This is a genomic window from Nocardia sp. NPDC058114, from assembly GCF_042884695.1.
Taxonomy (GTDB): Bacteria; Actinomycetota; Actinomycetes; order Mycobacteriales; family Mycobacteriaceae; genus Nocardia.
In genome coordinates, this window is sequence record NZ_JBHVTK010000006.1 from 154,185 (window position 1) to 177,122 (window position 22,938).

Below are 22,938 nucleotides of genomic sequence, written 5' to 3' on the forward strand. Positions count from 1 at the left end.
ATGTCGGTCTTGTTCGACAAGGACGGACGCGGTCCGTCGAAATTGTCTCTGTTCTTGCGGGGATTGGTCGCGTTCGCGCTGATCGTCGGTGGGCTCACCGTCGTGTACATGAAGTCGACCGGGTCCTTCGAAGAGAAGGCCGAGGTCACTGCCCTGCTCGAACAGGTGGGTGACGGCCTGCCGCCCAACTCGGACGTGAAGTTCCGCGGTGTGCTGGTGGGGACTGTCACCGAAGTGACGCCATCGATCGACGGCGGCCGCAATCGGGCCCGACTCGAGCTGGAACCTCGTCTGCTGGTGAGCATTCCGGACTCGGTGACCGCGCGGGTTGTTCCCAGCAACATCTTCGCGGTGTCTTCGGTGCAGCTGGTCGACAACGGTCCTGGACGACCGCTGCGGGCCGGTGCGCAGATCCAGCAGGACACGAGTTTGTCGACGGTGCAATTGCAGACAGCACTGACCAAGCTGCGAACCATCGTGGCGGCGACGGCGCGGATCAGTACGAGCGACACGGTGGGAGTGCTCGCCGCGGTCGCCAAGGCCACCGACCGGCGCGGCGCCGACCTCGTGCGCGCCGGTGCCCAGCTCGATCACATCACCAGGGAGCTCGCCGCCCAGATCGCGCCGCCGGGTGAGCCGTCGACGATGGCCGCGCTCACCGAATCGGTGCAGGGTTTGGCCTCGGCGGCACCGGATCTCCTCGATGCCCTGCATTCCGCGGTCGTCCCCATGCGTGCTGTCGTCGAGCAGGAGGCCGCGCTGCGCAACCTGCTCACGGCGGGCACCGCCACGTTGTCGACCGTCGGCGGCGGATTGGACCGCCACGTCGAGGAGATGGTGACGGCCACCGATCAGCTCACTCCGGTCCTGGATGTCTTCGCCGCGGGCAGTTCGAACTTCGGTCCCATCGTGGGCAGCATCAAGAACTTGTCGGACGTGTGGTTCGCCGAATTCTGGAACGAGGAGACCAAGAACGGGACCGGCAAATTCCAGATCAGGCTGACCCCGGACACCGCGTACACGCGGGCGGACTGCCCCCGCTACGGCGATCTCGCCGGCCCGAGCTGCGCGACAGCGCCGCTGACGACCTCGGCCGAGCCGCTGCCCGCGTCGCTCGACCCCCGCACCATGCCGAAACCTGTGCTGACCCCGCAGATGCAAGACCTCATCGGCCGGGTGCTCGCGGGCGGTGCCAACAGCGCGGAACAGGTGCTGGCCCAACTACTCACCACCGGTGTCCCCGGAACAGGAGGTGCCCCACGATGAACCAGCATCGTCGTTCGGTGGCCGGACTCAGCATCTTTCTCGTCGTGGCGTTCGCCCTCATCTCGATGACCTTCGTAACCCTGAATCGCGGCATCGACGGCTCGACGAAGCCGTATTCGGCGATCTTCACCGATGCCACCGGATTGCGGGTCGGCGACGACGTGCGGATGGCCGGGGTACGCGTCGGACGTGTCGACGCGGTAGAACTCGCCGGTACCCGAGCCCGGGTTCGGTTTCGGGTTCAAGATGCCCAGCACCTCTACGGCGACACCGTGGCCGCCATCACCTATCAGAACGTCATCGGACAGCGCTACCTCGGTTTGTCCCGTGGCGACAACCGCGTGGACTCCGTCCTCGCGAGCGACGGGGAGATCCCGGTGGAGCGTACCGAGCCGTCCTTCGACCTCTCGGCGCTGCTCAACGGATTCGAACCACTGTTCAGCGGTCTCGATCCCCAGCAGGTCGACAATGTCACCGCCGCACTCGTGCAAGCGTTGCAGGGCGACGTCGGCTCGCTGACCCGGCTGATCGAGCAGATGTCCACGCTGGCACAGTCTTTGGCCGGTCCGGACCAGGTGCTCGGCGCGGTCATCACCAATCTCAACCAGGTCGTGCAGAACCTGGCGGGCCGACGGGCCGAACTCAGCACCTTGCTGAGCCGAACCCGGACCATCGTCGAGGGGCTGGCGCGTCACCGTGACGAACTGATGACGACGTTGACCGAGGTCTCGGGAGTCGCGGACCGGATGGCGACCGTCGTCGCCGAGGATCGGCCCGCGCTCGAGCGACTGATGAACCGAGAACCTGGGTTCACCCGGCATTTCGAGCAGAACAAGGATCAGTTCGCCTACCTGGGATTCAACCTGCCCGCGCTGTTGAAGGGCATCGCCCGCGTCAGCCAGGAAGGCGCGAACCTCAACGTCTACCTCTGCAATCTCGGCTTCACCGCGATCCCAGCGCTCTCGGAATTGATCCCGGCGATCGTCAGAATGGCCACCCCGGCCGGAACCGTTCAGCAATCGCCGATCTGTAGGTGAGGCAATTCATGACACTATCGACTCGAATTCGGCGGCTGAGCGCCTCGTACGCCCGCCCGATCGAAGAACAGAGCCCGCGCGCGCTGGGGCTCGTGGCGCTGGCCGTACTGGTCGTGTTGCTGGCGTGCGCGCTGGGCTGGAACACCCTCGGTGTCGGCGAGCGCAGCTACGACGCCGAGTTCGCCCAGGCAGCCGGGCTGCGCGTCGGTGACAGCGTCACGGTCGCCGGCGTCCAGGTCGGTGCGGTGACCGGCCAGACGCTGGTGGGTGACCGCGTCGTGGTGCGGATGCGGATCGCCGGCGACGTACCGCTCGGCACGGAGACCACCGCCGCGATCAAACTGACCACGCTGCTCGGCGCCCGCTATGTCGAGGTGCGCCCGGCCGGTCCCGGCGAGCTGCGCGATCGTCGGATCATGCTGTCGCACACCGCTGTTCCCTACGACCTGCAACAGTCGCTGGAGAACGCCACCACCACCTTCGAACAGGTCGACGCCGCGCAGATCAGCCGCTCCCTCGACACCCTGGCCACGCAGCTCGACGGCGTGCCGGCCGTCCTTCCCGGCGTGCTGACCAATATCAGGACGTTGTCGAGCATTCTGGGCAGCCGCCGGAACGAATTGGGTTCCTTGCTGACCGGGGTGCGTGAGCTGACCGCCATGGTCAACAGCCAGCAGTCCGATGTCGGGGTGATCGTCGGTATGGGTCGAGACCTGTTGACCGACATAGCTTCCCGGCGGCAAGCGATCGAGTTGCTGATGTCGGCGACGACTCGACTGGTCGAGCAGGTCCGCGGCATCGTCGTCGATGACCGGGCGGATATCGACCAACTACTCACCGGACTCAACGGGCTGCTCGGCAGCCTCGCCCGCCACGACGACCTGCTGCGCAATACCTTGCAGATCCTGCCCGTCGCGGTCCGCAACCTGACCAACGCCTCCGGCAACGGAAACTCGGTGGACTTCAACGCGCCCGGCGGTGTGCTCGTCGACTCGTGGATGTGCGCCCTGAGCGGGCACGCCGAATTGGCCCAGTTGCCACAGTATTTCGGAGATTGTCGATGAGAACACTGATGAAGCTGGTGCGGGTCGTCACGGTGCTCGCAGTTCTCGGGTTCGTCGGTTGCGCGAGCGCGCCGATGCGAAGCGGACCCGACGACATCACGGTGGTGGCCCATTTCGACAGTGCCGCGGGACTATACGTCGACAACACGGTCGCGATACTCGGGATGCCGGTCGGTGAGGTCACCACGATCGTGCCGCGAGGAGCCTACGTCGAGGTGACCATGCGGGTGGACGGCGAAGCGAAGATCCCCGCGGACGCGATGGCGGTGACGGTATCGACCTCGGTCCTGACCGACCGGCACGTGGAGTTCAGCCCCGTGTACCGGGGTGGGGAGACGCTGCGCGACGGGACGACACTCGGATTGGAGCGCACCAGAACGCCGGTAGGGGTGGATCGGTTGCTGGCCATGGCCGACGGCCTGTCCGGTGAGCTGGGCGGCGAGCAACCCGGTGACGGTCCGATCGCACGGATACTCGCCGTCGCCTCGTCGGCGACCAGCGGCAACGGGCAGCAGATGCGCGCGACCATGGACGAGTTGTCGCGGGCGCTGCGCCTGGGTGATGACGCGGGAGCGGGGACCCGAGACTCGGTCACCCAGATCACGCAGGAGCTGTCGGTACTGGTCGCGGCGGCCGCCGACGGTGATCAGACCATCCGTGAATTCGGCGCGGCCTCGGGGCAATTGGGTGAGATGTTGACCCAGCTCGAGATCGGATCGGGAGCAACCGGCGCGCAGATCACCGCGGTGATGCGGCAAGCCGACGATCTGCTGATGGCCAATCGGGAGCCGTTGCGCCACGCGGTCGCCGACACGGGAACCGTTGTCAAGGCGCTCGCCGACTATCGCGACCAGTTGGCCGAATTCCTCGACCTGACGCCGATGTTGCTGGCCAACGGCTACAACGCGGTCGATCAGGAGGCAGGCGGTGCGCGCATCCACGCGCTCCTCGACCGGGTCGCCTTCGACGGGCAGATGGTCAAAGAGGTGTGCAACATCCTCGGGCTGCGCCAACTGGGTTGCAGCACAGGAACTCTGCAGGATTTCGGACCCGATTTCGGTATCACCGACATGTTGGAAGCGATGAGTAGGTTGCCTCGATGAGAACCAGGAATTCCGTGCTGACGACGGCGGCACTGGCGCTCGCCGTGGTCACGGTGACCACCGGATGTGGCGTCGGGCTCGACGACTTGCCGCTGTCGGCACCCGGGTCGGGCGAGTCCGGCTACACGATCAACGCGACGTTCGCGAACGCGCTGAACCTGCCGGCGAAGGCGAAGGTCCGGCTGGCGGGCGCCGACGTCGGCGAGGTAGCCGAGATGTCTGTCGCCGACTACAAAGCCAAGGTGGCGCTGCGTATTCGGGCCGATGTCGAACTGCCGGTCGGCACTCGGGCGCAGCTGCGCACCGCGACCCCGCTCGGCGATGTCTACGTGGCGCTCGACGCACCGATCGATGCCACACCCTCGACCGCCGCGCTGCGCGACGGAGATGCCATCGCGTTGCCGGAGACCTCGGCCGCGGCGACCGTCGAAGAATTGCTGACCACGGCCTCGCTGCTGGTCAACGGCGGTGCCATCCGCAATCTGACCAGCGTCGTGAACGGACTCGGGCGCGCGGTCGGCGATCGAGGCGACAACCTCGGTGGGCTGCTGGATCAGTCCACCCAGCTGGTCACGGCCCTGGCCGCCCGTTCCGACGACATCCGGCTCGCGCTGACCGAAACAAATCGGCTGGTCAGCGAATTGGCCACGCACCGCACTGTGATCGACGAGTTCATCAGTGCCGCGGGTCCCGCGTCCACCGTCATCGAGGCGAACGCGCAGCAGGCGCTAGCACTCGTGCGGCAGGTCGACGATGTCAGCGCTCAACTGGCGAAGTTCCCGGTTCTTCGCGGTGGTGAGATCGGCGGGCTGATCGCGAATCTCGACCAGATCTCCGCGGGGCTCAACGACGCCATCCTGAATCCGAACGCGAGCCTGGCCGCGATGAACGCCATGCTGCCGACCATCATCAGGCTCTCCAGCGGAACCTCGGCGCACGGCAATGTCGACCTGCAGGACTTCGCGATCGGGGCGCTCGCCGACCCCGGCCACCAGGCCGATCCCGGCAACCGGATACCCGACGCGAGCGATTGGCAGGCACTGGTCGGTTCGCTCACCTACACCCTGCTCGCACTGCGTGAGCGCGTCCTCGGACCCGGCCGATGAGCGCCGTCGGCGGGCTCGCCGCACTCGGCTCGACGGTAGCGGATCTGCCCGCGCGACTGCTGGTCGGCGGGGTGCGCGGGGGACATCCCTACCGACTCGCGCTCTCCGCGGTGGCGTTGGCCATGGTCGCGGTCGCCGGTGCGACCTATCTGGTGTTCGGTGCGCTCGGCTTCGATCCCTCGGCCTCGACGATCGCGGTGCGGGTGCATCTGACCCAGTCCGGTGGACTGTTGCCCGGCCAAGACGTCACCTTGCGCGGTGTGCCGATCGGTGAAGTCCGGTCGGTCGAGTTCGAACCGGGCGGCGTGGTCGCGGTGGCCGGCATCGACGCCGATGTCCGGGTGCCCGACGACGGCACGGTCGACGTGACGAGTTTGTCCACGGCCGGCGAGCAGTTCCTCGACTTCCGGCCCACGCGCTCGACCGGGCCGTATCTGAGCGACGGCGCGGAGATCTCCGCGGACAAGACCTCCACGCCCACACCGCTGTGGCAGATGCTCGGCACGCTCGATTCGAGCTTGGCGCAAGTGGATCCGGCCCAGCTCGCCGCCGTGGTCGCGGAGCTCGGCGTCGGGCCGGAGGGACCGCGCAAGCTCACCGACCTCCTCGACGGCGGGATCTTTCTGGTGTCGACGCTGGATTCGGTGCTCCCGCAGACCGTCGCGCTGATACACGACAGCAAGACCGTGCTCTCGACCCTGGGCCGTGGATCGACAGGGCTGCAACGGTTCTCCGCCGACGCCGCGCACTTCATGCGTGGTGTCGAGGTGAAGACCGGCGGTTTCCCGGAGTTCCTCGACGCGGCGCCGGGGACGCTCACCGCCTTGGACACCGTGCTGGCGGACAATTCCGCCGCGATGGTCGGTCTGTTGACCAACCTCTCGACGGTGGCTCAGGTGACGAACACCCGGGTACCGGCCATGCGGGAGTTCTTCTTCCCGACTCAGCGTGCCGGATCGGCCCTCGACGCGTTGGCGACGGTGATGCACGACGGCGGATTCTGGGGGCTGGTCAGCCTGTATCCGCGCTACACCTGCGTCTACGACCTGCCGCGCAAGCCGCCGTCGGTCGGTGACTATTCCGAACCGTATCTCTATACCTACTGCCCAGACGGCAATCCGTCGATCCTGGTCCGCGGCGCGGACAACGCGCCGCGCCCGCCGGGAGAACGCCTGCCCGGCCGTCCGCCCTCGGGCGAGCCGGCCGATCGCACCGCCGACCCCACGCCGATCGGCCCCTGGTCGTTGCCCCTGCCGTTGCCGTTGGCCGAGTCCGGCCAGACGGTTCCCGCTCCACCCCGATGAGGAATCCGAGATGAACCAGAAGACCGACTCCACCGATAACCCGACCGCTGACGAGCCGACCACCGACGTCCCCGTGGAGACGAGTCAGGCGCAGTCCGCCGACCAGGCCGCGGACCCTGCCTCGAACGCGACGACCCCGGCCGCCGAACCCGAATTCGTGATGCCGTCCAAGTGGGCGATCCGTCGGATGATCGCGACCGTGATCTGGAAGAAGATCCGCATCCCGCTGCTCGCGCTGGTGGCGGTGGTGGCCGTGGTCACCGCGGCTATCCTCGGCTGGAAGCTGGAGCAGGACAACGACACCGACGCCGCGGCCGCGGCCGGACTCGATGCCGCGCGGGCGTACGCGGTGACCTTGACCAGCGTCGACTCCGGCAACCTCGACCGCGATTTCACCGCGGTGCTCGACGGGTCGACGGGGGAGTTCAAGGACACCTATACGCGGTCGAGCGGGCAGTTGCGTCAGCTGCTGCTGGAGAACAAGGCGACCGGCAAGGGGACGGTGCTCGATGCGGCGGTGAAGTCGGCGACGCCGACGAAGGTCGAGGCGATCCTGTTCGTCGACCAGACGGTGACCAACACGGCCTCGCCCGATCCTCGGGTGGACCGCAGTCGGGTGATGATGACGATGGAGCTCGTCGATGGTCGCTGGCTCGCGAGCCGGGTGGCGCTGCCCTGACCTCCGCGCTGGTCACGTCCAGCCCGCGCAAACACTGTGCGGGCGGGAGTGTCGCTGTTACAGTTGGTATTACTGGAACGATATCTGTTGTCAATATATCTGTGTGAGCGGCAGCGGGTTCGATGTGAGTGCGGAGGCGCGGATGTCACAGGTTGTCGGGTTGGGTGAAGCCGGTCGAACCGGTGAAACGACAGACCCGGATGAGCTGGTCGCGATCCTGGAACGACAACGCCAGTCATTCCTGCGTGAGGGCCCGGCATCGGCGGCCGTGCGGCGCGACCGGATCGACCGGCTGCTGGCCATGGTCCTGGACAATATCGACGACTTCGTCGAGGCGATGTCCCGCGATTTCGGGACGCGATCGCGGACCGGGATGCTGTTCGCCGAGATCATGGGGATGCTCACCGCTTTCGAGCACACCCGATCACAGACCGAGCGATGGATGCGTCCGATCCGGCCGAACCGCCTCGCCCGGCTGTACGGCATCCGCACCGAAATCCATCCCTCGCCCCTCGGGGTGGTCGGCATCGTCGGCCCGTGGAACTTCCCGCTGCAACTGGTCGTGGTGCCCGCGGCTTCGGCGTTCGCCGCGGGCAACCGCGTGATGATCAAGATGTCGGAGATCACCGCGCACACCGCCGAACTGACCCGCTCGCTGGCTGGGCGCTATTTCCACCAGGACGAACTCGCGGTGGTGACCGGCGGGCCCGACATCGGCGCGGCTTTCACCCGGCTGCCGCTGGACCACCTCTTCTTCACCGGGTCGACCGGAGTCGGTCGCCTCGTGCAGCGCGCCGCCGCCGAGAATCTGGTCCCGGTAACGCTCGAACTCGGCGGCAAGAATCCCATCGTGGTCGGGCCCGACGCTGATATCGACCGTGCCGCGAACCGGATCGCACGCGCCAGAATGGTCAATGGCGGCCAGGTCTGTGTCTGTCCCGACTATGTTTTCGTTCCGGCGAGCCGGATCGAGCGATTCACCGACAGCCTACGCACCGAATTGCGCGCCATGTTCCCGTCGATCCTGGACAACGACGACTACACGGCCTCGGTCGACACCGCCAACTACCACCGGGTGCTCGCCCTCGTCGACGATGCCCGAGCTCGCGGGGCCCGGGTGGAATCACTCGCACCGGCGGGCGAGGAGTTGCCCGATCCGGTCGCGCGGAAGATCGCGCCCACGCTGATCCGTGACGTCGACGACGACATGCGCATCGCTACCGAAGAGATCTTCGGTCCGGTCCTGTCGATTCGGCCCTACACCGATCTCGACGACGTGATCGACTACGTCAACGCGCGGCCTTCGCCGTTGGTCGCCTACTGGTTCGGTCCGGACCGCAAGGATTTCCGCAAGTTCGTCGACGGCACCCGCAGCGGCGGGATCGCGCGCAACGAATTCGCGATCCACATGTTCTCCGAGAACGCGCCCTTCGGCGGTGTCGGGCACAGCGGGATGGGCGCCTATCACGGGAAGACCGGCTTCGACACGTTCAGTCACCTGCGCACGGTGGCGGGGACCGATCTCCCGTTCGCCATCACCGGCAGAGCGGCGCCGCCCTTCGATCCGCGGACGGCGAAATTCATCGATCTGGCGTTGCGGGCCGCGCGCTGGCGTACGGGACGTCGAGTGCGTGGACGCCTGCCTCGACGTGAGCCGACCAGCTGAGACGCCGTCTCCACTACTTCCACCACAACCTACGGGCGTGCGTGAGCGCACCACCGACTATCGAGGAGTTACGTTGTCCCCTTCCGCGACCGGGTCCGACTCGACGCAATTGACTCTTGTCGGCGCCGCCGACGCTGCCGCCGCGGCGCTCCCGGATCGGGACATCATCATCCAGGGCGACCACCGGCACACCTACGCGCAAGTGGCCGAACGATCCCGGCGGCTCGCGGCTTACCTGCATGCTCAGGGGCTGGGATGTCACACCGAGCGTGCCGAGCTCGAACCCCACGAGGTCGGTCAGGACCTGCTCGGCATCTACGCCTACAACGGCAACGAGTATGTCGAGAGTTTGATCGGGGCGTTTCGCGCGCGCGTGGCGCCATTCAATGTGAACTACCGCTATGTCAAGAGCGAGCTCCAGCACCTGCTGGCCGATGCCGGCGCCACAGCGCTGGTCTACCACGCGACCTTCGCACCGCGGGTGGCCGAGATCCGGTCCGATCTGCCGCATCTGCGTGTCCTCATCCAGATCGCCGACGATTCCGGCAACGAACTGCTCGACGGTGCCGTCGACTACGAAACGATCATCGCCGCAACGGAACCGGTGGACCCGCCGGTGACGCCCTCACCGGATGATCTCTACGTGCTCTATACCGGCGGCACCACGGGGATGCCGAAGGGCGTGCTGTGGCGCCAGCACGACATCTACATGGCGGCCTGCGGCGGGCGCGACATCAACACCGGCACGCAGGTGAGTTCCTACGAGGAGATCGGCGCGCGCGCGGCGGCCAACCCCGGCGTCAAACTCATGCTGTTGCCGCCGCTGATCCACGGTGCGGCGCAGTGGGCGGTGCTCACCGCCATGACGACCGGTCAATCCATTGTGTTCTCGCCGGTGGTGGATCGGATCGATGGCGCGGAGATCGTGCGGACGATCGAGCGCGAACGCGTCGCGATCGCCATCGTGGTGGGCGATGCCATGGCCAGACCGCTGCTCGCCGCGGTGGAATCGAAGACCGCCGATGTGTCCTCGCTGGCCGCGCTCGCCAATGGTGGCGCGGTGCTCACGCCGCAGCTCAAGCAGCAGTGGATCGAGGCGGTGCCGGGTTTGGTGGTGCTCGACGGCGTCGGATCGTCGGAAACCGGAACCCAGTTGCATCATGTCTCGGCGGCGGGCTTCGTCTCGACCGGAACATTCTCGGCGGGGCTGGACACCCGGGTCGTCGCCGAGGATTTCAGCACCGTCCTGGAAGCCGGCCATGACGGTCTCGGCTGGCTCGCGAAGCGTCAGTTCACCCCGCTCGGCTACAAGGACGACGCGGCCAAGACCGCGGCGACGTTCCCTGTCATCGACGGCGTGCGCTTCGTGCTGCCCGGTGATCGTGCGCGCCACCTCGAGAACGGGACGATCGAACTGCTCGGTCGCGATGCCGTCACCATCAACTCCGGCGGCGAGAAGATCTTCGCCGAGGAGGTCGAGTCCGCGATCGTCTCCCATCCCGCGGTCGCTGATGTGCTGGTGGTGGGGCGTCCGAACGAGCGATGGGGTCAAGAGGTCGTCGCGGTGGTGGAACTCGTGGCCGAGGCGACCGCTGATTTCGATGAGCTGGTAGGCCACGCGGCGCAGTCGCTCGCCCGCTACAAGCTGCCCAAGGCCGTGGTCTTCCGTTCCGCGATCAGCCGTAGCCCGGCCGGGAAAGCGGACTATCGCTGGGCGCGTGAACAGGTCACCGAACTCTGATCGAACGACCTCGGACGGCACCGATCTCGTGGTGGCGTCCGAGGTTTCGGCACGACATCTTGCGATCCCACCGCCCATACGGCACCACTGCACGTGGTGCCGTATGGGCGCAACGGGTCAGAGTTCGATGGCCGGACCGACGGTCAGCGGGGCGACGAATCCGCCGTCGACGTGAATGTCCTGGGCGTTGACCCAGCCGGATTCAGGTCCCGCGAGGAACGCGATCACGGGAACGATGTCGGCCACGGTGGCGTGCCTGCCGATGGTGGCCTTGACCGAGTCGAGCACTTCCTTGCCCATCGACGCTTCGAAGTCGGTGAGAATCGGCGTCTCGGTGGGGCCGGGGCTGACGGAGTTGACCCGGACGCCGAACTTCTGCCAGGCGGTCGGGGCCAGGCGCTTGGCGAAGATGATCGACGCTTGCTTCGACGTGCTGTAGACGGGGTACGCGGGGTCCTGCGTCGCCTGCCACCGCGCCACGGCGTCGGCGTCGGTCGCCGCCAGCAGGCCCGCGAGATCGCCGATTCGCTGCTCCCAGCCGAGGGCGGCGACCGAGGCCACGGTGACGATCGCGCCGCCCTGGCGCAACAGCCCCAGCATGCCGGTGGTGAACAGCCGCATGCCGAGGTAGTTCACCCCGAGGACATCGGCCGCGGGCGCGGTGCCGGGTACACCCGCGACGTAGGCCAGCGCGTCCCAGTCCGCCCCGATGCGCCCCAGCAGGGCCGCGATCTCGCCCGCGTCGCGCAGGTCGCACTGTTCGTGCTGACTGGCCGGAGTGTCGTTCGCGTGCAGGTCGACCGCGAGGACGTGGTCTCCCCGCTCGTGGAAGTGCGTCGCGGTCGCCGCTCCGATGCCGGACCCTGCTCCGACGACGACGATCCTGCGTTGCTGGGCGACCATGGATTCCACCATTCTGATGCCCGATACGGCATCTGTTACAGAAAGCTTGACAGTAAGGGTAACTATAAATCAGTCTTGTGGGCGAGACAACGTCCTCGGCACGCTCTGTGTGTGCGATGGGGCGAGTGCCGGGATGCCGGCCGAGGAACGGAAAAGGTGCTGATAGGAATGCCGATCGTTGATGAGGCCGCGAACGTTCTGGCCGAGCCTGCCGCCTACGCCGACGAGTCGCGCTTACACGCCGCATTGGCCGCGTTGCGGGCGGACAAGCCGGTCGCGCGCGTGGAAGTGGCGGGATACAAACCGTTCTGGGCGATCACCAAGCACGCGGATGTGATGGCGGTGGAGCGGGCGAATCGTCGGTTCACGAACTGGCCGCGTCCGGTGTTGATGACGGCGGAGTCCGACGAGATGCAAGCCGCCGTGGGGATTCGGACGCTGATCCATATGGACGACCCGCAGCACCGCGTGGTGCGGGCGATCGCGGCGGAGTGGTTCGCGCCCAAGGCGATGAAGGCGATGGGTGAGCGGATCGAGGAGCTCGCGAAGCGATACGTGGATCGGATGCGAGACACCGGTGGTGAGTGCGATTTCGTGTCCGAGATCGCGGTGAATTTCCCGCTGTATGTGATCATGTCGTTGCTCGGGGTACCCGAGTCCGATTTTCCGTTGATGTTGAAGTTGACTCAGGAATTGGTCGGAAGTGACGACGACGAATTGAAGCGGTCGACGCCCCCGGATGAGGCGATGAACGCGTTGGTCGAGATGTTCACCTTCTTCCAGGCGCTGACCGAATCGCGGCGGGCGAACCCGACCGATGACCTTGCATCGATGATCGCGAACGCGAAGATCGACGGCGAACCTTTGTCAGATGTGGACATTGTTTCGTATTACGCGATTATCGCGACGGCGGGCCACGATACGACGAGTAGCAGTATCTCGGGCGGTGTGCGGGCGCTGATCGAGCATCCTGATCAGTTGGATCGGTTGCGGCGGAATCCGGAGTTGATGCCGGGTGCGGTGGAGGAGATCATCCGGTGGGTGACGCCGGTGAAGGCGTTCATGCGGACGGCAGCGCAGGATTCGGTGGTGAACGGGGTGTCGATTCCGGCGGGGGATTCGTTGTTGTTGTCGTACGTGTCGGCGAATCGTGACGAGGATGTTTTCGATGATCCGTTTCGGTTCGATATCGAGCGTGTGCCGAACAAGCATGTGGCGTTCGGTTACGGGGTGCATTTTTGTTTGGGTGCGGGGTTGGCGCGGATGGAGATCAGCAAGTTCTTGGGGGAGTTGTTGCCGCGTTTGCGGTCGATCGAGTTGGCGGGGGAGCCGGAGTTGACGGCGACGACGTTTGTGGGTGGGTTGAAGCATTTGCCGATCCGTTTCACCATCGACTGACCGAATACCTGTGCCTCACCCGGCCGCCGATACCGGCGCCGTGCGCACAGAACACGACTCGAAATTCATCGGAATACACACGAGGCCGCACCGAGGGGCGCGGCCGGAACACAGAGGTTGAGAACTATGCCCAAACCAGTCATCGTCAGTGCGGTCCGAACCGCGATCGCGCGATCGTTCAAGGGCGCGCTCGTGAATGTGGCGTCGGAGACGCTCGCCATCGAGATCCTCACCGAGGCCGTCCGCCGCTCGGGCATCGACCCGACCCACATCGACGACGTGATCCTCGCCGAACTGAATTACGGCGGCGGCGACCTCGCCCGCCACGCGGCCGTGGCCGCGGGGATGCTGAATGTGCCCGGCCAAGCGGTCAATCGGCATTGCGCGGGCAGTCTCACCTCGATCGCGAACGCGGCCGCCCACATCGGTGTCGGGATGGAGCGGGTGATCGTGGCCGGTGGCGTGCAATCACTGTCGACGGCTCCCCTGATGAAGTGGCGGGTGCCGGGGTCGGGGCCCGAGCTCGAATTCAAGGAGCCGTGGATTCCCCCCTCGCACCCGGAAACTTCCGACGCGCCCACCATGGACATGGCGATCACCGTCGGTTGGAACACCGCGAAGAAGGTCGGGATCAGCCGTCAGGAAATGGACGACTGGGCACTGCGGTCGCATCAGCGCGCCATCGCCGCGATCGACGAGGGCCGATTCACCGACGAGATCCTGCCGTTGAAGGTCGCCCAGCCCGACGGCTCGGTCCTCGATTTCGCCGTCGACGAGCATCCGCGCCGGGAGACGACCGCCGAGCGGTTGGCGGCGCTGCCCGTGCTGCATCCCGAAATCGAAGGGTTCTCGATCACGGCGGGCAACAGCAGCGGCATCAACGACGCCGCCGCCGCCGTGACAGTGACCGCTGACGACTACGCCGCGAGTGCGGGCCTGGAGGTTCTCGCGACAGTGCGTGCCTGGGCGAACGTGGGTGTGACACCGGCGGACAACGGCATCGCCGCGGTGAACGTGATCGGCAAGGTGCTCGACCGTGCCGGGTTGACCGTCGGCGACGTGGCGCTGTGGGAGATCAACGAAGCGTTCGCCTCGGTACCGATCGCCGCGTGCCGCGCGCACAACATCGACGAGGAGCGGGTGAACTTCTCCGGCAGCGGATGCAGTCTCGGCCATCCGATTTCGGCTTCGGGCGCCCGCCAGGTGGCGACCCTGATCTACGAGCTCCGCCGTCGCGGCGGCGGCATCGGCGTCACCGCGATGTGCGCGGGTGGCGGCATGGGCGGCGCCCTCGTCATCGAAGTCTGAGTGCATACCCCGAGAGAATGGAGATATCTGTGTCGGACGCAGTGCTAGTGGAACGGCGCGGGCGAACGCTGGTGATCACGATCAACCGGGCGGACGCGCGCAACGCGATCAATCTTGCCGTCAGTCAGGGACTCGCCGACGCCGTCGACGAGCTCGACGAAAGCCCAGAGCTGTCCGTCGCGGTCCTGACCGGCAGCGGCGGAAACTTCAGCGCCGGAATGGATCTGAAGGCTTTCGCGGCGGGGGAGTACCCCTACGTCGCCGGTCGCGGCCTCGGATTCACCGAGAAGCCACCGGTCAAGCCCATCATCGCCGCCGTCGAAGGCTACGCGCTGGCCGGCGGCACCGAGTTGGTGCTGGCCACGGACCTGGTCGTCGCGTCCACAACCGCGCGGTTCGGGGTTCCCGAAGTCAAACGCGGTCTGGTCGCGGGCGGCGGTGCGCTGTTGCGGCTGCCGCAGCGCATTCCGTACCAGAAGGCGCTCGAATTGGTCCTGACCGGTGACACTTTCACGGCAGACGACGCCGCCGCGTGGGGTTTGGTCAACGAGGTGGCCGAACCGGGACAGGCCCTGGATCGGGCGCTGGCTCTGGCCGACCGGATCACCGCCAACGGGCCGATCGCGGTCGCGGTGACCAAGGAAGTCATCGTCAAGGCGGCCGAGTGGAGCACCGCGGAGATGTGGCAGAAGCAGCTAGAGCTCATCGCCCCGGTCTTCGGGACGAAGGACGCGCAGGAAGGCGCGAAGGCGTTCGCGGAGAAGCGAACTCCCCAGTGGACGGGCACCTAGGCCAACGTGCCGCCCACCTATCATCAACCCATGAAGTGAAGGAGACGCAGTGTCGTTCGAAGGTGAAGTAGTTCTGGTGACCGGTGGTGCCGGTGGCCTGGGTGACGCGACGGTGCGCAAGTTGCACGCCGAAGGCGCGGCCGTTGTCATCGCCGATGTCAACGACGACAAGGGCAAGGCGCTGGCCGAGGAACTGGGCAACAAGGCCGTCTATGTGCGCACCGACGTGCTCGACGACTCGACGATCGAGGAAGCCTTCGCCGCGGCCGACGAACTGGGCACGCTGCGCTACGCGGTGATCGCCCACGGTGGTTTCGGAGTGCTCGAGAAGGTCGTCAACCGGGACGGCACGCCGCACACGTTGAAGGGCTTCACCGACACGATCGGGCTGTACCTCACGGGTACCTACAACGTGCTCCGGCTCACCGCGGCCAAGATCGCCAAGCTGGAACCGAAGGAAAGCGGCGAGCGTGGCGCGATCGTCATGACCAGCTCCATCGCCGGCTACGAGGGCCAGATCGGCCAGTCGGCCTACGCGGCGGCCAAGGGTGGCGTGATCTCGCTGACCCTGACAGGCGCTCGCGACCTCAGTGCGGTGGGCATCCGGGTGAACAGCATCGCGCCGGGAACGATGCACACCCCGATCATGGACTTCCTCGGCGAGGAGAAGCTCGCGAAATTCGCTGCGGCGGTGCCGTTCCCGAAGCGGCTCGGCGCACCTGCCGAATACGCGTTGCTGGCACAGCATCTGCTCGAGAATCCGTATATCAACGGTGAAGTCGTGCGTATCGACGGCGGGCAGCGTTTCCAGCCCAAGTAGATTCGCCGCCATCCTTGTCGATGGACAGTCGCAGATGGCCGCCACTTCGAATGCGGAGTGGCGGCCATCTGCTGTTCGGGCGGGTTCCGGCTCGGCTACAGCTCCGTACGTCCGCGATCAGAGCGGGTATGGAAATACACATCGCAATCTATCCCGTAAGTGAAACCGTTGCCCTATCGCCAGCGTGTTGGATCAACGGTACGAAGATGTCTGTCAGCGCAGGAGCGGATCGCGTGGCATTCCGAGAATGCGTTCCGCGATCTGGTTCCGGGTCACCTCTGAGGTGCCGCCCGCGATGCTCATCGCTCGGGCGCCGAGCAACATGAGCCCCGCCATGGCGGCGTCACCGTCGGCCAGTGCGATATCGGGGCCGAGCAGCATCGCTGTGATGGCTGCGTACTCGCTGAAGTGTTGCGCCACTTTCAGTTTGGTGATGTTGCCCTCGGGGCCCGCGCCTGCTCCTTCGATGCTGCGGACGGCACGGCGCAGGTTGAGCAGACGCAGGGCGTGGGCTTGCGCCAGGTATCGGCCCACGCGGACGTCGGTATCGGCCGAGCGCGATCGGTGCCGCTCGACCAGGCGCAGCAGCGTGCCGGAGTCTGCGGTGCCGGTGCCCGAGCCACCGCCGATGCTGACCCGCTCGTTTCCCAGCGCCGCTCGCGCGACGGCCCAACCATCGTTCACGGCACCGACCACGTCGGCGTCCGGCACGAAGACCTCATCGAAGAACACCTCGTTGAATTCCGAGCTGCCCAGAAGCATGCGCAATGGTCGCACCTGTACGCCGGGAGCCGTCATGTCGACGATCATCGTGGTGATGCCCGCGTGTTTGGCGACGCCGGGGTCGGTGCGGACGGTGGCCAGACCGCGCCGGCTGTAGTGTGCGCCGCTGGTCCACACCTTCTGGCCTGTGATTCGCCAGCCGCCGTCGACCCGCGTCGCCTTGGTTTTCACGGCGGCCGCGTCGGAACCGGCGTCCGGCTCGGAGAACAACTGGCACCACACCTCCTCCTGGCGCAGCGCCCGGTCGACGAATCTGTCGATCTGGCTCGGCGTCCCGTGCTGGATCAGGGTCAGAACGACCCATCCGGTGATCGAATAGTCGGGTCGCCTGAGTCGGACCCGTGCGAACTCCTCGTCGATCACCACCTGCTCGACCGCGGTGGCCGAACGGCCCCATGGCTTCGGCCAATGCGGCATGACGTAACCGGTAGCGATCAACTCCGGCAGGCGGATCGATTCGTCCATCGCGGCAATGCGCTCGACATCCCCACGGATCTCGGCGCGCACCTGGTCGGCTTCCGTGGGCAGGTCGACGGTACTGGTGCGGTCGACCCCGGCCGACGTCAGGGCGAAGACATCGGCGGCGGGCGCGTCACCACCGATGAGGGCGCGTAGCGTCACCGCCCGCCGCAGATGCAGGTGTGCGTCGTGGGCCCAGGTGAACCCGATTCCACCGTGCACCTGAATGTTCAGTTCGGCGTTGTGGACATAGGCGGGCAGCGCGATCGCCGCGGCGGCCGCGGCCATCAGCTGGAACTGACGCTCATCGTCGGCTGCTGCGCGTGCGGCGTCCCAGACGGTCGCGACCGCGGACTCCGCCTCCACCAGCATGTTCGCGCAATGGTGCTTCACTGCCTGGAATGTCGCGATGGGTCGCCCGAACTGCGTGCGGATCGCGGCGTAGTCGACGGCGGCATCGACACAATCGCCTGCCCCGCCGGCCGCCTCGGCGGCGAACAACAGCCGCGCCCGCGCCACCGCGGCGGCGCGTGCTCCGGCCAGAACCTGGTGCGGCTCGACCGAGACGTCATGGAGGACCACGCGTCCACTCCGTCTGGTCGGATCCATATTCGACGGTGTCTGTACCGAGATGCCCGCGGCAGCGCGTTCCAGGATCACCACGTCGTCTCCGGCGCAGATCAGCAGCAGTTCCGCCGAATCGGCACCGAGAACGATTCCCGCGCGACCGTGCGCGCGTCCCCGGTTGTCGATGGTGACCTCGCCGCCGAAGCCCACTGCGGCGGTGACTGTTCCGTCGACGAGTCCGGGCAGGAAACGCTCGCGCTGTTCGGTACTGCCCACGGCCGCCACCACCGCCGAGGTGATCACGGTCGAGACGAACAATCCCGGTGCGATCGCACGGCCCAACTCCTCGACGACCACCACCGATTCGGGCAACCCGTATCCGGAACCGCCGTACGCCGGGTCCACATGCAGACCGAGCAATCCCAGCTCGGCCAGTTGCGCCCAGAACGCGGGCGGGTCCTCTGTCGCGGCGTCGAGCAGTTCGCGCGCCGCCTGTCTCACCGCGCGGTCGGTGGCGAACTTCCGGGTGACCTCGGCCAGCGCGCGGTGTTCGTCGGTCAGTGCGATACCCATGAATACGTCCTCGGGGGCTGAGTCGATCGAGCGTTCGCGGGCAGGGAGGCTGTGATCGTGACGCGAACGAAGAGGTATTTACAGTATAGCTTTCGGTATGTCTGACGTGGGGAAATGCTGATCGGCGCCTTCGATCCACCGGGGTCCCGTGGATCGCGGTTCGCGAATTCATTGACGTGGTTCAATGACATATGTCAGTATTACCGACATGGTCAACGGCAGGACGATCAGCGACCTTCTCTCCTGAATTGATAAGGGGGAGAAGGAATTTGGTGACCACCCCATGAGCTCTGTGCGCGCCTGATTGACGCGAGTCAATGACGGGAGTTAGCTCGCCGCATGAGCGAAATCCAGGACAAGCCTCAGGGGCGACAGGCCCAACGTCTCCACACACGGAAGCGAGTGCTCGATGCGGCGGTTGCGGAATTCGGTAGAGCGGGCGCGGCCGAGGCCGACATCGCCACGATCGTCGAGGACGCGGGCGTGGCACGCGGAACCTTCTACTTCCACTTCCCGACCAAAGAGCACGTGCTGCTCGAACTCGAACAGCGCGAGGAGAAGCGCATCGCCGGGGAACTCGGACGGTACCTGCGGACACCGCACGATCTCGCGGGAGTGCTGGCGAAAGTCGTCCGGCTGGTCGCGGCTCTGGAGCGGCGATTGGGTAGCAAATTGTTCAAAGACCTACTTGCCGTGCACTTCTCACCGACCAGACCGTTGGACGACACCTGGCGAGAACATTCCGTGATCGCTTTGGTCGCCCAGGAGATCGAACAGGCCGCCGAGCGCGGTGAAGCGCAACTCGCCGTCGAGTCGTACCACAGCGCCGTGTTCTTCCTCATCGGCTTGTACGCCCTGCTCACCAGTACGAGCGGCTCGAAAGCGCTGCGCACCGCGGTGCTCGCCGACTACGTGACGACGACGCTGCGCAGCCTGGAGCCCCGATGACGCTGCCGCACCACACGATCCGCCGACAGATATGGAAACCCGATCATGCTTCTCGATCTCGTCCGACTTCTCCTCGCCTGGGGCGCGGTGGTGCTGATCATCGCCTTCTGGTACTGGATCCTGAGCAATATCGGGACATTCTGATCATGTGTACGGCTCCTGAACCGGCATGTACCCGCGGAGATCCACCGTGACCGCCACCCGGCCCGCCGCGTCGGTCGAACGCAGCTGCGCGGTGACGGCGGTCGCGCTGTCGGGTCGCCGCCGCGAAGGCGTCCGCCTGGTGACCGGCGAGCGGCGCGGCTTCGGCTTGAGCCCTGGACTCTGCATCGTCCATGTGCCGTATCCACAGCCGGTGCCCGACTGGAACCACACGACAGTGACCTGCGGCATCGCCCTGCAGTGTTCGCCGTCCAAGGACCGGATCGCGCGGTATCCGCTGCACGAGTTGTCCCCGCGGGAGCGCGGTGCGCTCTCGATCGTGGAGGGCGACGTCGCCGCGACCTGGGCCGGTGAGCGGTTTCCCGGACTGGTACCCGAGCTGCGCCGTCGGCTGCGCGCCCTGGAGTCCACCGATCCCGACCTGTCGGGCGAGGACATGATCGAGCGTGCCGTCGCGCTCGCTCGGTCACCGGGTGTGCTGGGGCAGTACCCGCTGCTCGGGAGCCTGCCGCTGGCCGTTGCGCCGCGTAGTCGCGTGTCGATCGCGGCGCGGCGGATCTACGGCCGGATGCCGTGGACCTCTACCCGTACCGACAGCTACCGCGTGTGGTCGGTACCGGTCGGCGGCGAAGGCGGCAGCCGGGCCTCGAACCTGCCGCCACCGAGCCGACCCGAGAACGAGGACATCGAGATCCGCGCCGACCAGCGCGCGGGGATCCCCTATCCGGAGTGGAACCAGTGGACGTCGAGTTTCCTGCCCGACCACGTCGCCGTCCTGGAACGCCGCCAACCCACCTCGTCGAGCCCGATCGCGCCCGCCGCACCCGAGGTGCGGCGCTGGTTCGAGGAACTCACCCATCGGTCCATGCGCGGTGGCCTCGTGGACGGGTCCGACCTCGACATCGACCGCTACATCAGCCACTACGTCGACACCCAGGTCGGTGCGACACCGCAACCACAGGTGTTTCGTGAACTGCTGCCCAGTGCCCGCGATGTCACGACCGCGGTCCTGCTCGACGGCAGTTCCTCGCTCGGTATCAACGGGGGCGCGACCTTCCGGTTGGAGCTGGACTGCGCGGACGCCCTCTCGCGGGCCATGACGGTCGCCAGGGAACGGCACGCGATCTTCGTGTTCACCGGCAATACGCGTCATCGCGTGGAAGTCCGGTGTCTGAAGGACTTCGACGACCGGACCTTCGTCGATGTCGGTGGGCTCGGGCTGGCGGCCGGTGGCTACACCCGACTCGGCGCGCCACTGCGGCACCTGACCAGTCGGTTGCTCGACCAACCCGCGCAGCGTCGCCAGCTCATCATCATCGGCGACGGCCTCATCTCCGACGAAGGGTACGAGGGCCGCTACGCGTGGGCCGATGTGGCGCACGCCGTCGAGGAGGCCGTCACCGCCGGGATCGCCGTCTACTACATCGGCATCGGACCGGTCCGTGTCGATCCACTGCCCGAAGTCTTCGGGCCCACCCGCTCGCAACGGATTCGGCGGGTGGAGGAACTTCCCCGCGTTCTCGCACATATTCACCGAGAGTTGGTCGACCTATGACATCTGATTCCTATTTCGCCGGTGGCGGCGAGGTCGAACTGTTCGAACGAGCGTTCCAGCAACGCCTTCCGGTCATGCTCACCGGACCGACCGGCTGCGGTAAGACCCGATTCGTCGAGCACATGGGCTCGCTGCTGGGTCGCCCGGTGGTCACCGTCAGCTGCCATGACGACATCACCAGCTCGGATCTGGTCGGGCGGTTGCTCGTCACCGGCGGTGATGTGGTCTGGAACGACGGCCCGCTCACCAGGGCCGTGAAGGGCGGGGCCATCTGCTATCTGGACGAGGTGATCGAGGCACGCCACGATTCGCTGGCCGTGCTGCATTCGCTCGCCGACCACCGGCGCGCGCTCTACCTCGACCGCGCCGATGAGGTAGTGCAAGCCCCCGAATCGTTCATGCTCGTCTGTTCCTACAACCCGGCCTACCGCAGTTCGCTCAAGGTCCTGAAACCGTCGTTTCGGCAGCGCTTCGTCACCATCGCCATGGACTACCTGGCGCCCGAGCGCGAAACCGACGTGGTGGTGACGGAATCCGGCGTCGATCGGGCCGTGGCGACGCGATTGGTGCACTGCGCGAACACCATTCGTGGCGCGGACGAGATATTCCACTTCGAGCCACCGTCGACGCGCGTACTGGTGGCCGCGGCCCGGCTCATCGCCGCGGGCGCGCGCGAGATCGACGCGGTGCAGGCCTGTGTGCTGGCGCCGCTGAGCACCGATACCGCCATTGGTGACGGCCTGCGCCAGATCGCCACCGCCGGTCTGCTCGCCGGCGAAGAACCCGTGTGACCACCTCGAGGAGAACGCTCTCATGAACGAGCAAGACCGTAGACGTAAGCGTGCGCTGATCGTCTTCCAATTCACCATCTATGGGTTTCTGCTGCTGATGTTCCTCATCCAGTTGCGGATGCTGATGACCAGTGACTGGTAGGAGAAAAATATGAATCTGCCGACATTCGTCAAGCGCCGTACCGGATCGGGGAACCCTCAGAGTTCCGATATCCGGACCGCCGGAAGCTATGACGAGCACGAAGCGGAAAGCCGGGCGAGCCAGCGCCGCGCCGACGTCTGGCTCACCGCGGGCACGGCACTGATGGGCACCTATGTTCTGGGCCTCTTCGGACTACCGATCTTTCTGCGCGGCGTCTGGTTGCAGCGCCGCGCGCAACAAGAGGGTTTGTCCGTGCGGCCGCTCATCGTCACGCTGATCGGGTATCTCGTCATCCTCGATGCCTTCCTCAACAGCGTCGGCTGGGTGCTCGATGTCTTCGCCAGCCACACCTTGGTCACACGGGTCTTCTTCACCGCCTGGGGCAATTTCTTCGACGCGGGCTACTGGTGGCACTACAACGAGCTCTGGATCGGCGGCGCGGGCGCGCCCGGTGAGAAGGGCTGGGAGTTCGCCTGTGTGCTCGTCGTCTTCCCGATGCGGATCGCCGCCGCGATCGCCTTCCTGCAGATGAAGCGGTGGGGCCATCAGTGGCTGATCGTCACCTGCTGGTTCGGTGTGGTCATCTGGGTCGGCTACATCGTGAACATGACCGTGTACGCCGATATCCGCTTCGACGGTGTCGTGCTGCCGGTGTTCGGCTGGTGGCTGTACGACATCTTCTACATCACGCCATTCCTGGCAATTCCCTATCTGCACACGGTCAATCGCGAGATATTCGCCGACTGACCGCGGTTCGACTCGATTTATCTGC

General features: G+C 66.2%; 19 protein-coding genes. 17 read left to right on the forward strand and 2 right to left on the reverse strand.

Annotation, left to right across the window (positions count from 1 at the left end):
- From ACFVVI_RS22670 to ACFVVI_RS22710, 9 genes are all read left to right on the forward strand, one after another.
- Positions 1 to 1,266, forward strand: coding sequence for an MlaD family protein (locus ACFVVI_RS22670; RefSeq protein WP_387446669.1), 1,266 nt, complete (start codon positions 1 to 3; stop codon positions 1,264 to 1,266).
- On the forward strand, positions 1,263 to 2,303 hold the full coding sequence (locus ACFVVI_RS22675; protein ID WP_387446671.1) for an MCE family protein: 1,041 nt from the start codon (positions 1,263 to 1,265) through the stop codon (positions 2,301 to 2,303). The genes ACFVVI_RS22670 and ACFVVI_RS22675 overlap by 4 nt, the downstream gene beginning before the upstream one ends.
- Positions 2,304 to 2,311: 8 nt before the next feature.
- On the forward strand, positions 2,312 to 3,367 hold the full coding sequence (locus ACFVVI_RS22680; RefSeq protein ID WP_387446673.1) for an MCE family protein: 1,056 nt from the start codon (positions 2,312 to 2,314) through the stop codon (positions 3,365 to 3,367).
- Complete coding sequence (locus ACFVVI_RS22685) at positions 3,364 to 4,470, forward strand: MCE family protein (RefSeq protein ID WP_387446674.1); 1,107 nt, start codon at positions 3,364 to 3,366, stop codon at positions 4,468 to 4,470. Before ACFVVI_RS22680 ends, ACFVVI_RS22685 begins: the two co-directional genes overlap by 4 nt.
- On the forward strand, positions 4,467 to 5,576 hold the full coding sequence (locus tag ACFVVI_RS22690) for an MlaD family protein (protein ID WP_387446675.1): 1,110 nt from the start codon (positions 4,467 to 4,469) through the stop codon (positions 5,574 to 5,576). Before ACFVVI_RS22685 ends, ACFVVI_RS22690 begins: the two co-directional genes overlap by 4 nt.
- Complete coding sequence (locus ACFVVI_RS22695) at positions 5,573 to 6,880, forward strand: MlaD family protein (RefSeq protein ID WP_387446676.1); 1,308 nt, start codon at positions 5,573 to 5,575, stop codon at positions 6,878 to 6,880. The genes ACFVVI_RS22690 and ACFVVI_RS22695 overlap by 4 nt, the downstream gene beginning before the upstream one ends.
- A 10-nt stretch (positions 6,881 to 6,890) precedes the next feature.
- Positions 6,891 to 7,559 (forward strand): hypothetical protein, encoded by a 669-nt coding sequence (locus ACFVVI_RS22700; protein ID WP_387446677.1) that lies wholly within the window; start codon positions 6,891 to 6,893, stop codon positions 7,557 to 7,559.
- 142 nt (positions 7,560 to 7,701) lie between these two features.
- Positions 7,702 to 9,225: a coniferyl aldehyde dehydrogenase gene (locus ACFVVI_RS22705; protein ID WP_387446679.1), complete on the forward strand. Its 1,524-nt coding sequence runs from the start codon at positions 7,702 to 7,704 to the stop codon at positions 9,223 to 9,225.
- Between the two features lie 73 nt (positions 9,226 to 9,298).
- A complete protein-coding gene (locus ACFVVI_RS22710) occupies positions 9,299 to 10,966 on the forward strand; it encodes an acyl-CoA synthetase (protein WP_378992897.1) in 1,668 nt (555 codons plus the stop codon).
- A gap of 117 nt (positions 10,967 to 11,083) precedes the next feature.
- Here ACFVVI_RS22710 and ACFVVI_RS22715 read toward each other — a convergent pair whose 3' ends face one another.
- Positions 11,084 to 11,869, reverse strand: coding sequence for an SDR family oxidoreductase (locus ACFVVI_RS22715; protein ID WP_379314567.1), 786 nt, complete (start codon positions 11,867 to 11,869; stop codon positions 11,084 to 11,086).
- A gap of 168 nt (positions 11,870 to 12,037) precedes the next feature.
- Between ACFVVI_RS22715 and ACFVVI_RS22720 the strand changes: the two genes are divergently transcribed.
- The 4 genes from ACFVVI_RS22720 to ACFVVI_RS22735 all read left to right on the forward strand — a co-directional run bounded on the left by ACFVVI_RS22720 (position 12,038) and on the right by ACFVVI_RS22735 (position 16,186).
- Positions 12,038 to 13,267, forward strand: coding sequence for a cytochrome P450 (locus tag ACFVVI_RS22720; protein ID WP_387447013.1), 1,230 nt, complete (start codon positions 12,038 to 12,040; stop codon positions 13,265 to 13,267).
- A 126-nt stretch (positions 13,268 to 13,393) separates the two neighbouring features.
- On the forward strand, positions 13,394 to 14,575 hold the full coding sequence (locus ACFVVI_RS22725; protein ID WP_387446680.1) for a thiolase family protein: 1,182 nt from the start codon (positions 13,394 to 13,396) through the stop codon (positions 14,573 to 14,575).
- A gap of 29 nt (positions 14,576 to 14,604) precedes the next feature.
- A complete protein-coding gene (locus ACFVVI_RS22730) occupies positions 14,605 to 15,366 on the forward strand; it encodes a crotonase/enoyl-CoA hydratase family protein (RefSeq protein WP_387446682.1) in 762 nt (253 codons plus the stop codon).
- A 49-nt stretch (positions 15,367 to 15,415) separates the two neighbouring features.
- Positions 15,416 to 16,186 (forward strand): SDR family oxidoreductase, encoded by a 771-nt coding sequence (locus ACFVVI_RS22735; protein ID WP_378992903.1) that lies wholly within the window; start codon positions 15,416 to 15,418, stop codon positions 16,184 to 16,186.
- A 213-nt stretch (positions 16,187 to 16,399) separates the two neighbouring features.
- Here the strand turns inward: ACFVVI_RS22735 and ACFVVI_RS22740 are convergent, their stop codons facing one another.
- Positions 16,400 to 18,568 (reverse strand): acyl-CoA dehydrogenase, encoded by a 2,169-nt coding sequence (locus ACFVVI_RS22740; protein ID WP_387446683.1) that lies wholly within the window; start codon positions 18,566 to 18,568, stop codon positions 16,400 to 16,402.
- Positions 18,569 to 18,907: 339 nt separating this feature from the next.
- On the opposite strand from ACFVVI_RS22740, the gene ACFVVI_RS22745 reads away from it, so the two are divergent.
- From ACFVVI_RS22745 to ACFVVI_RS22760, 4 genes are all read left to right on the forward strand, one after another.
- Positions 18,908 to 19,516, forward strand: coding sequence for a TetR/AcrR family transcriptional regulator (locus ACFVVI_RS22745; RefSeq protein WP_387446684.1), 609 nt, complete (start codon positions 18,908 to 18,910; stop codon positions 19,514 to 19,516).
- A 169-nt stretch (positions 19,517 to 19,685) separates the two neighbouring features.
- Positions 19,686 to 21,233, forward strand: coding sequence for a nitric oxide reductase activation protein NorD (locus ACFVVI_RS22750; protein WP_387446685.1), 1,548 nt, complete (start codon positions 19,686 to 19,688; stop codon positions 21,231 to 21,233).
- Positions 21,230 to 22,024, forward strand: a complete 795-nt coding sequence (locus ACFVVI_RS22755; protein ID WP_378992907.1) for a CbbQ/NirQ/NorQ/GpvN family protein — start codon at positions 21,230 to 21,232, stop codon at positions 22,022 to 22,024. Before ACFVVI_RS22750 ends, ACFVVI_RS22755 begins: the two co-directional genes overlap by 4 nt.
- A 151-nt stretch (positions 22,025 to 22,175) precedes the next feature.
- Entirely contained in the window at positions 22,176 to 22,913 is a 738-nt protein-coding gene (locus ACFVVI_RS22760; protein WP_387446686.1) for a hypothetical protein, read from the forward strand.
- The last annotated feature ends 25 nt before the right edge of the window (positions 22,914 to 22,938 follow it).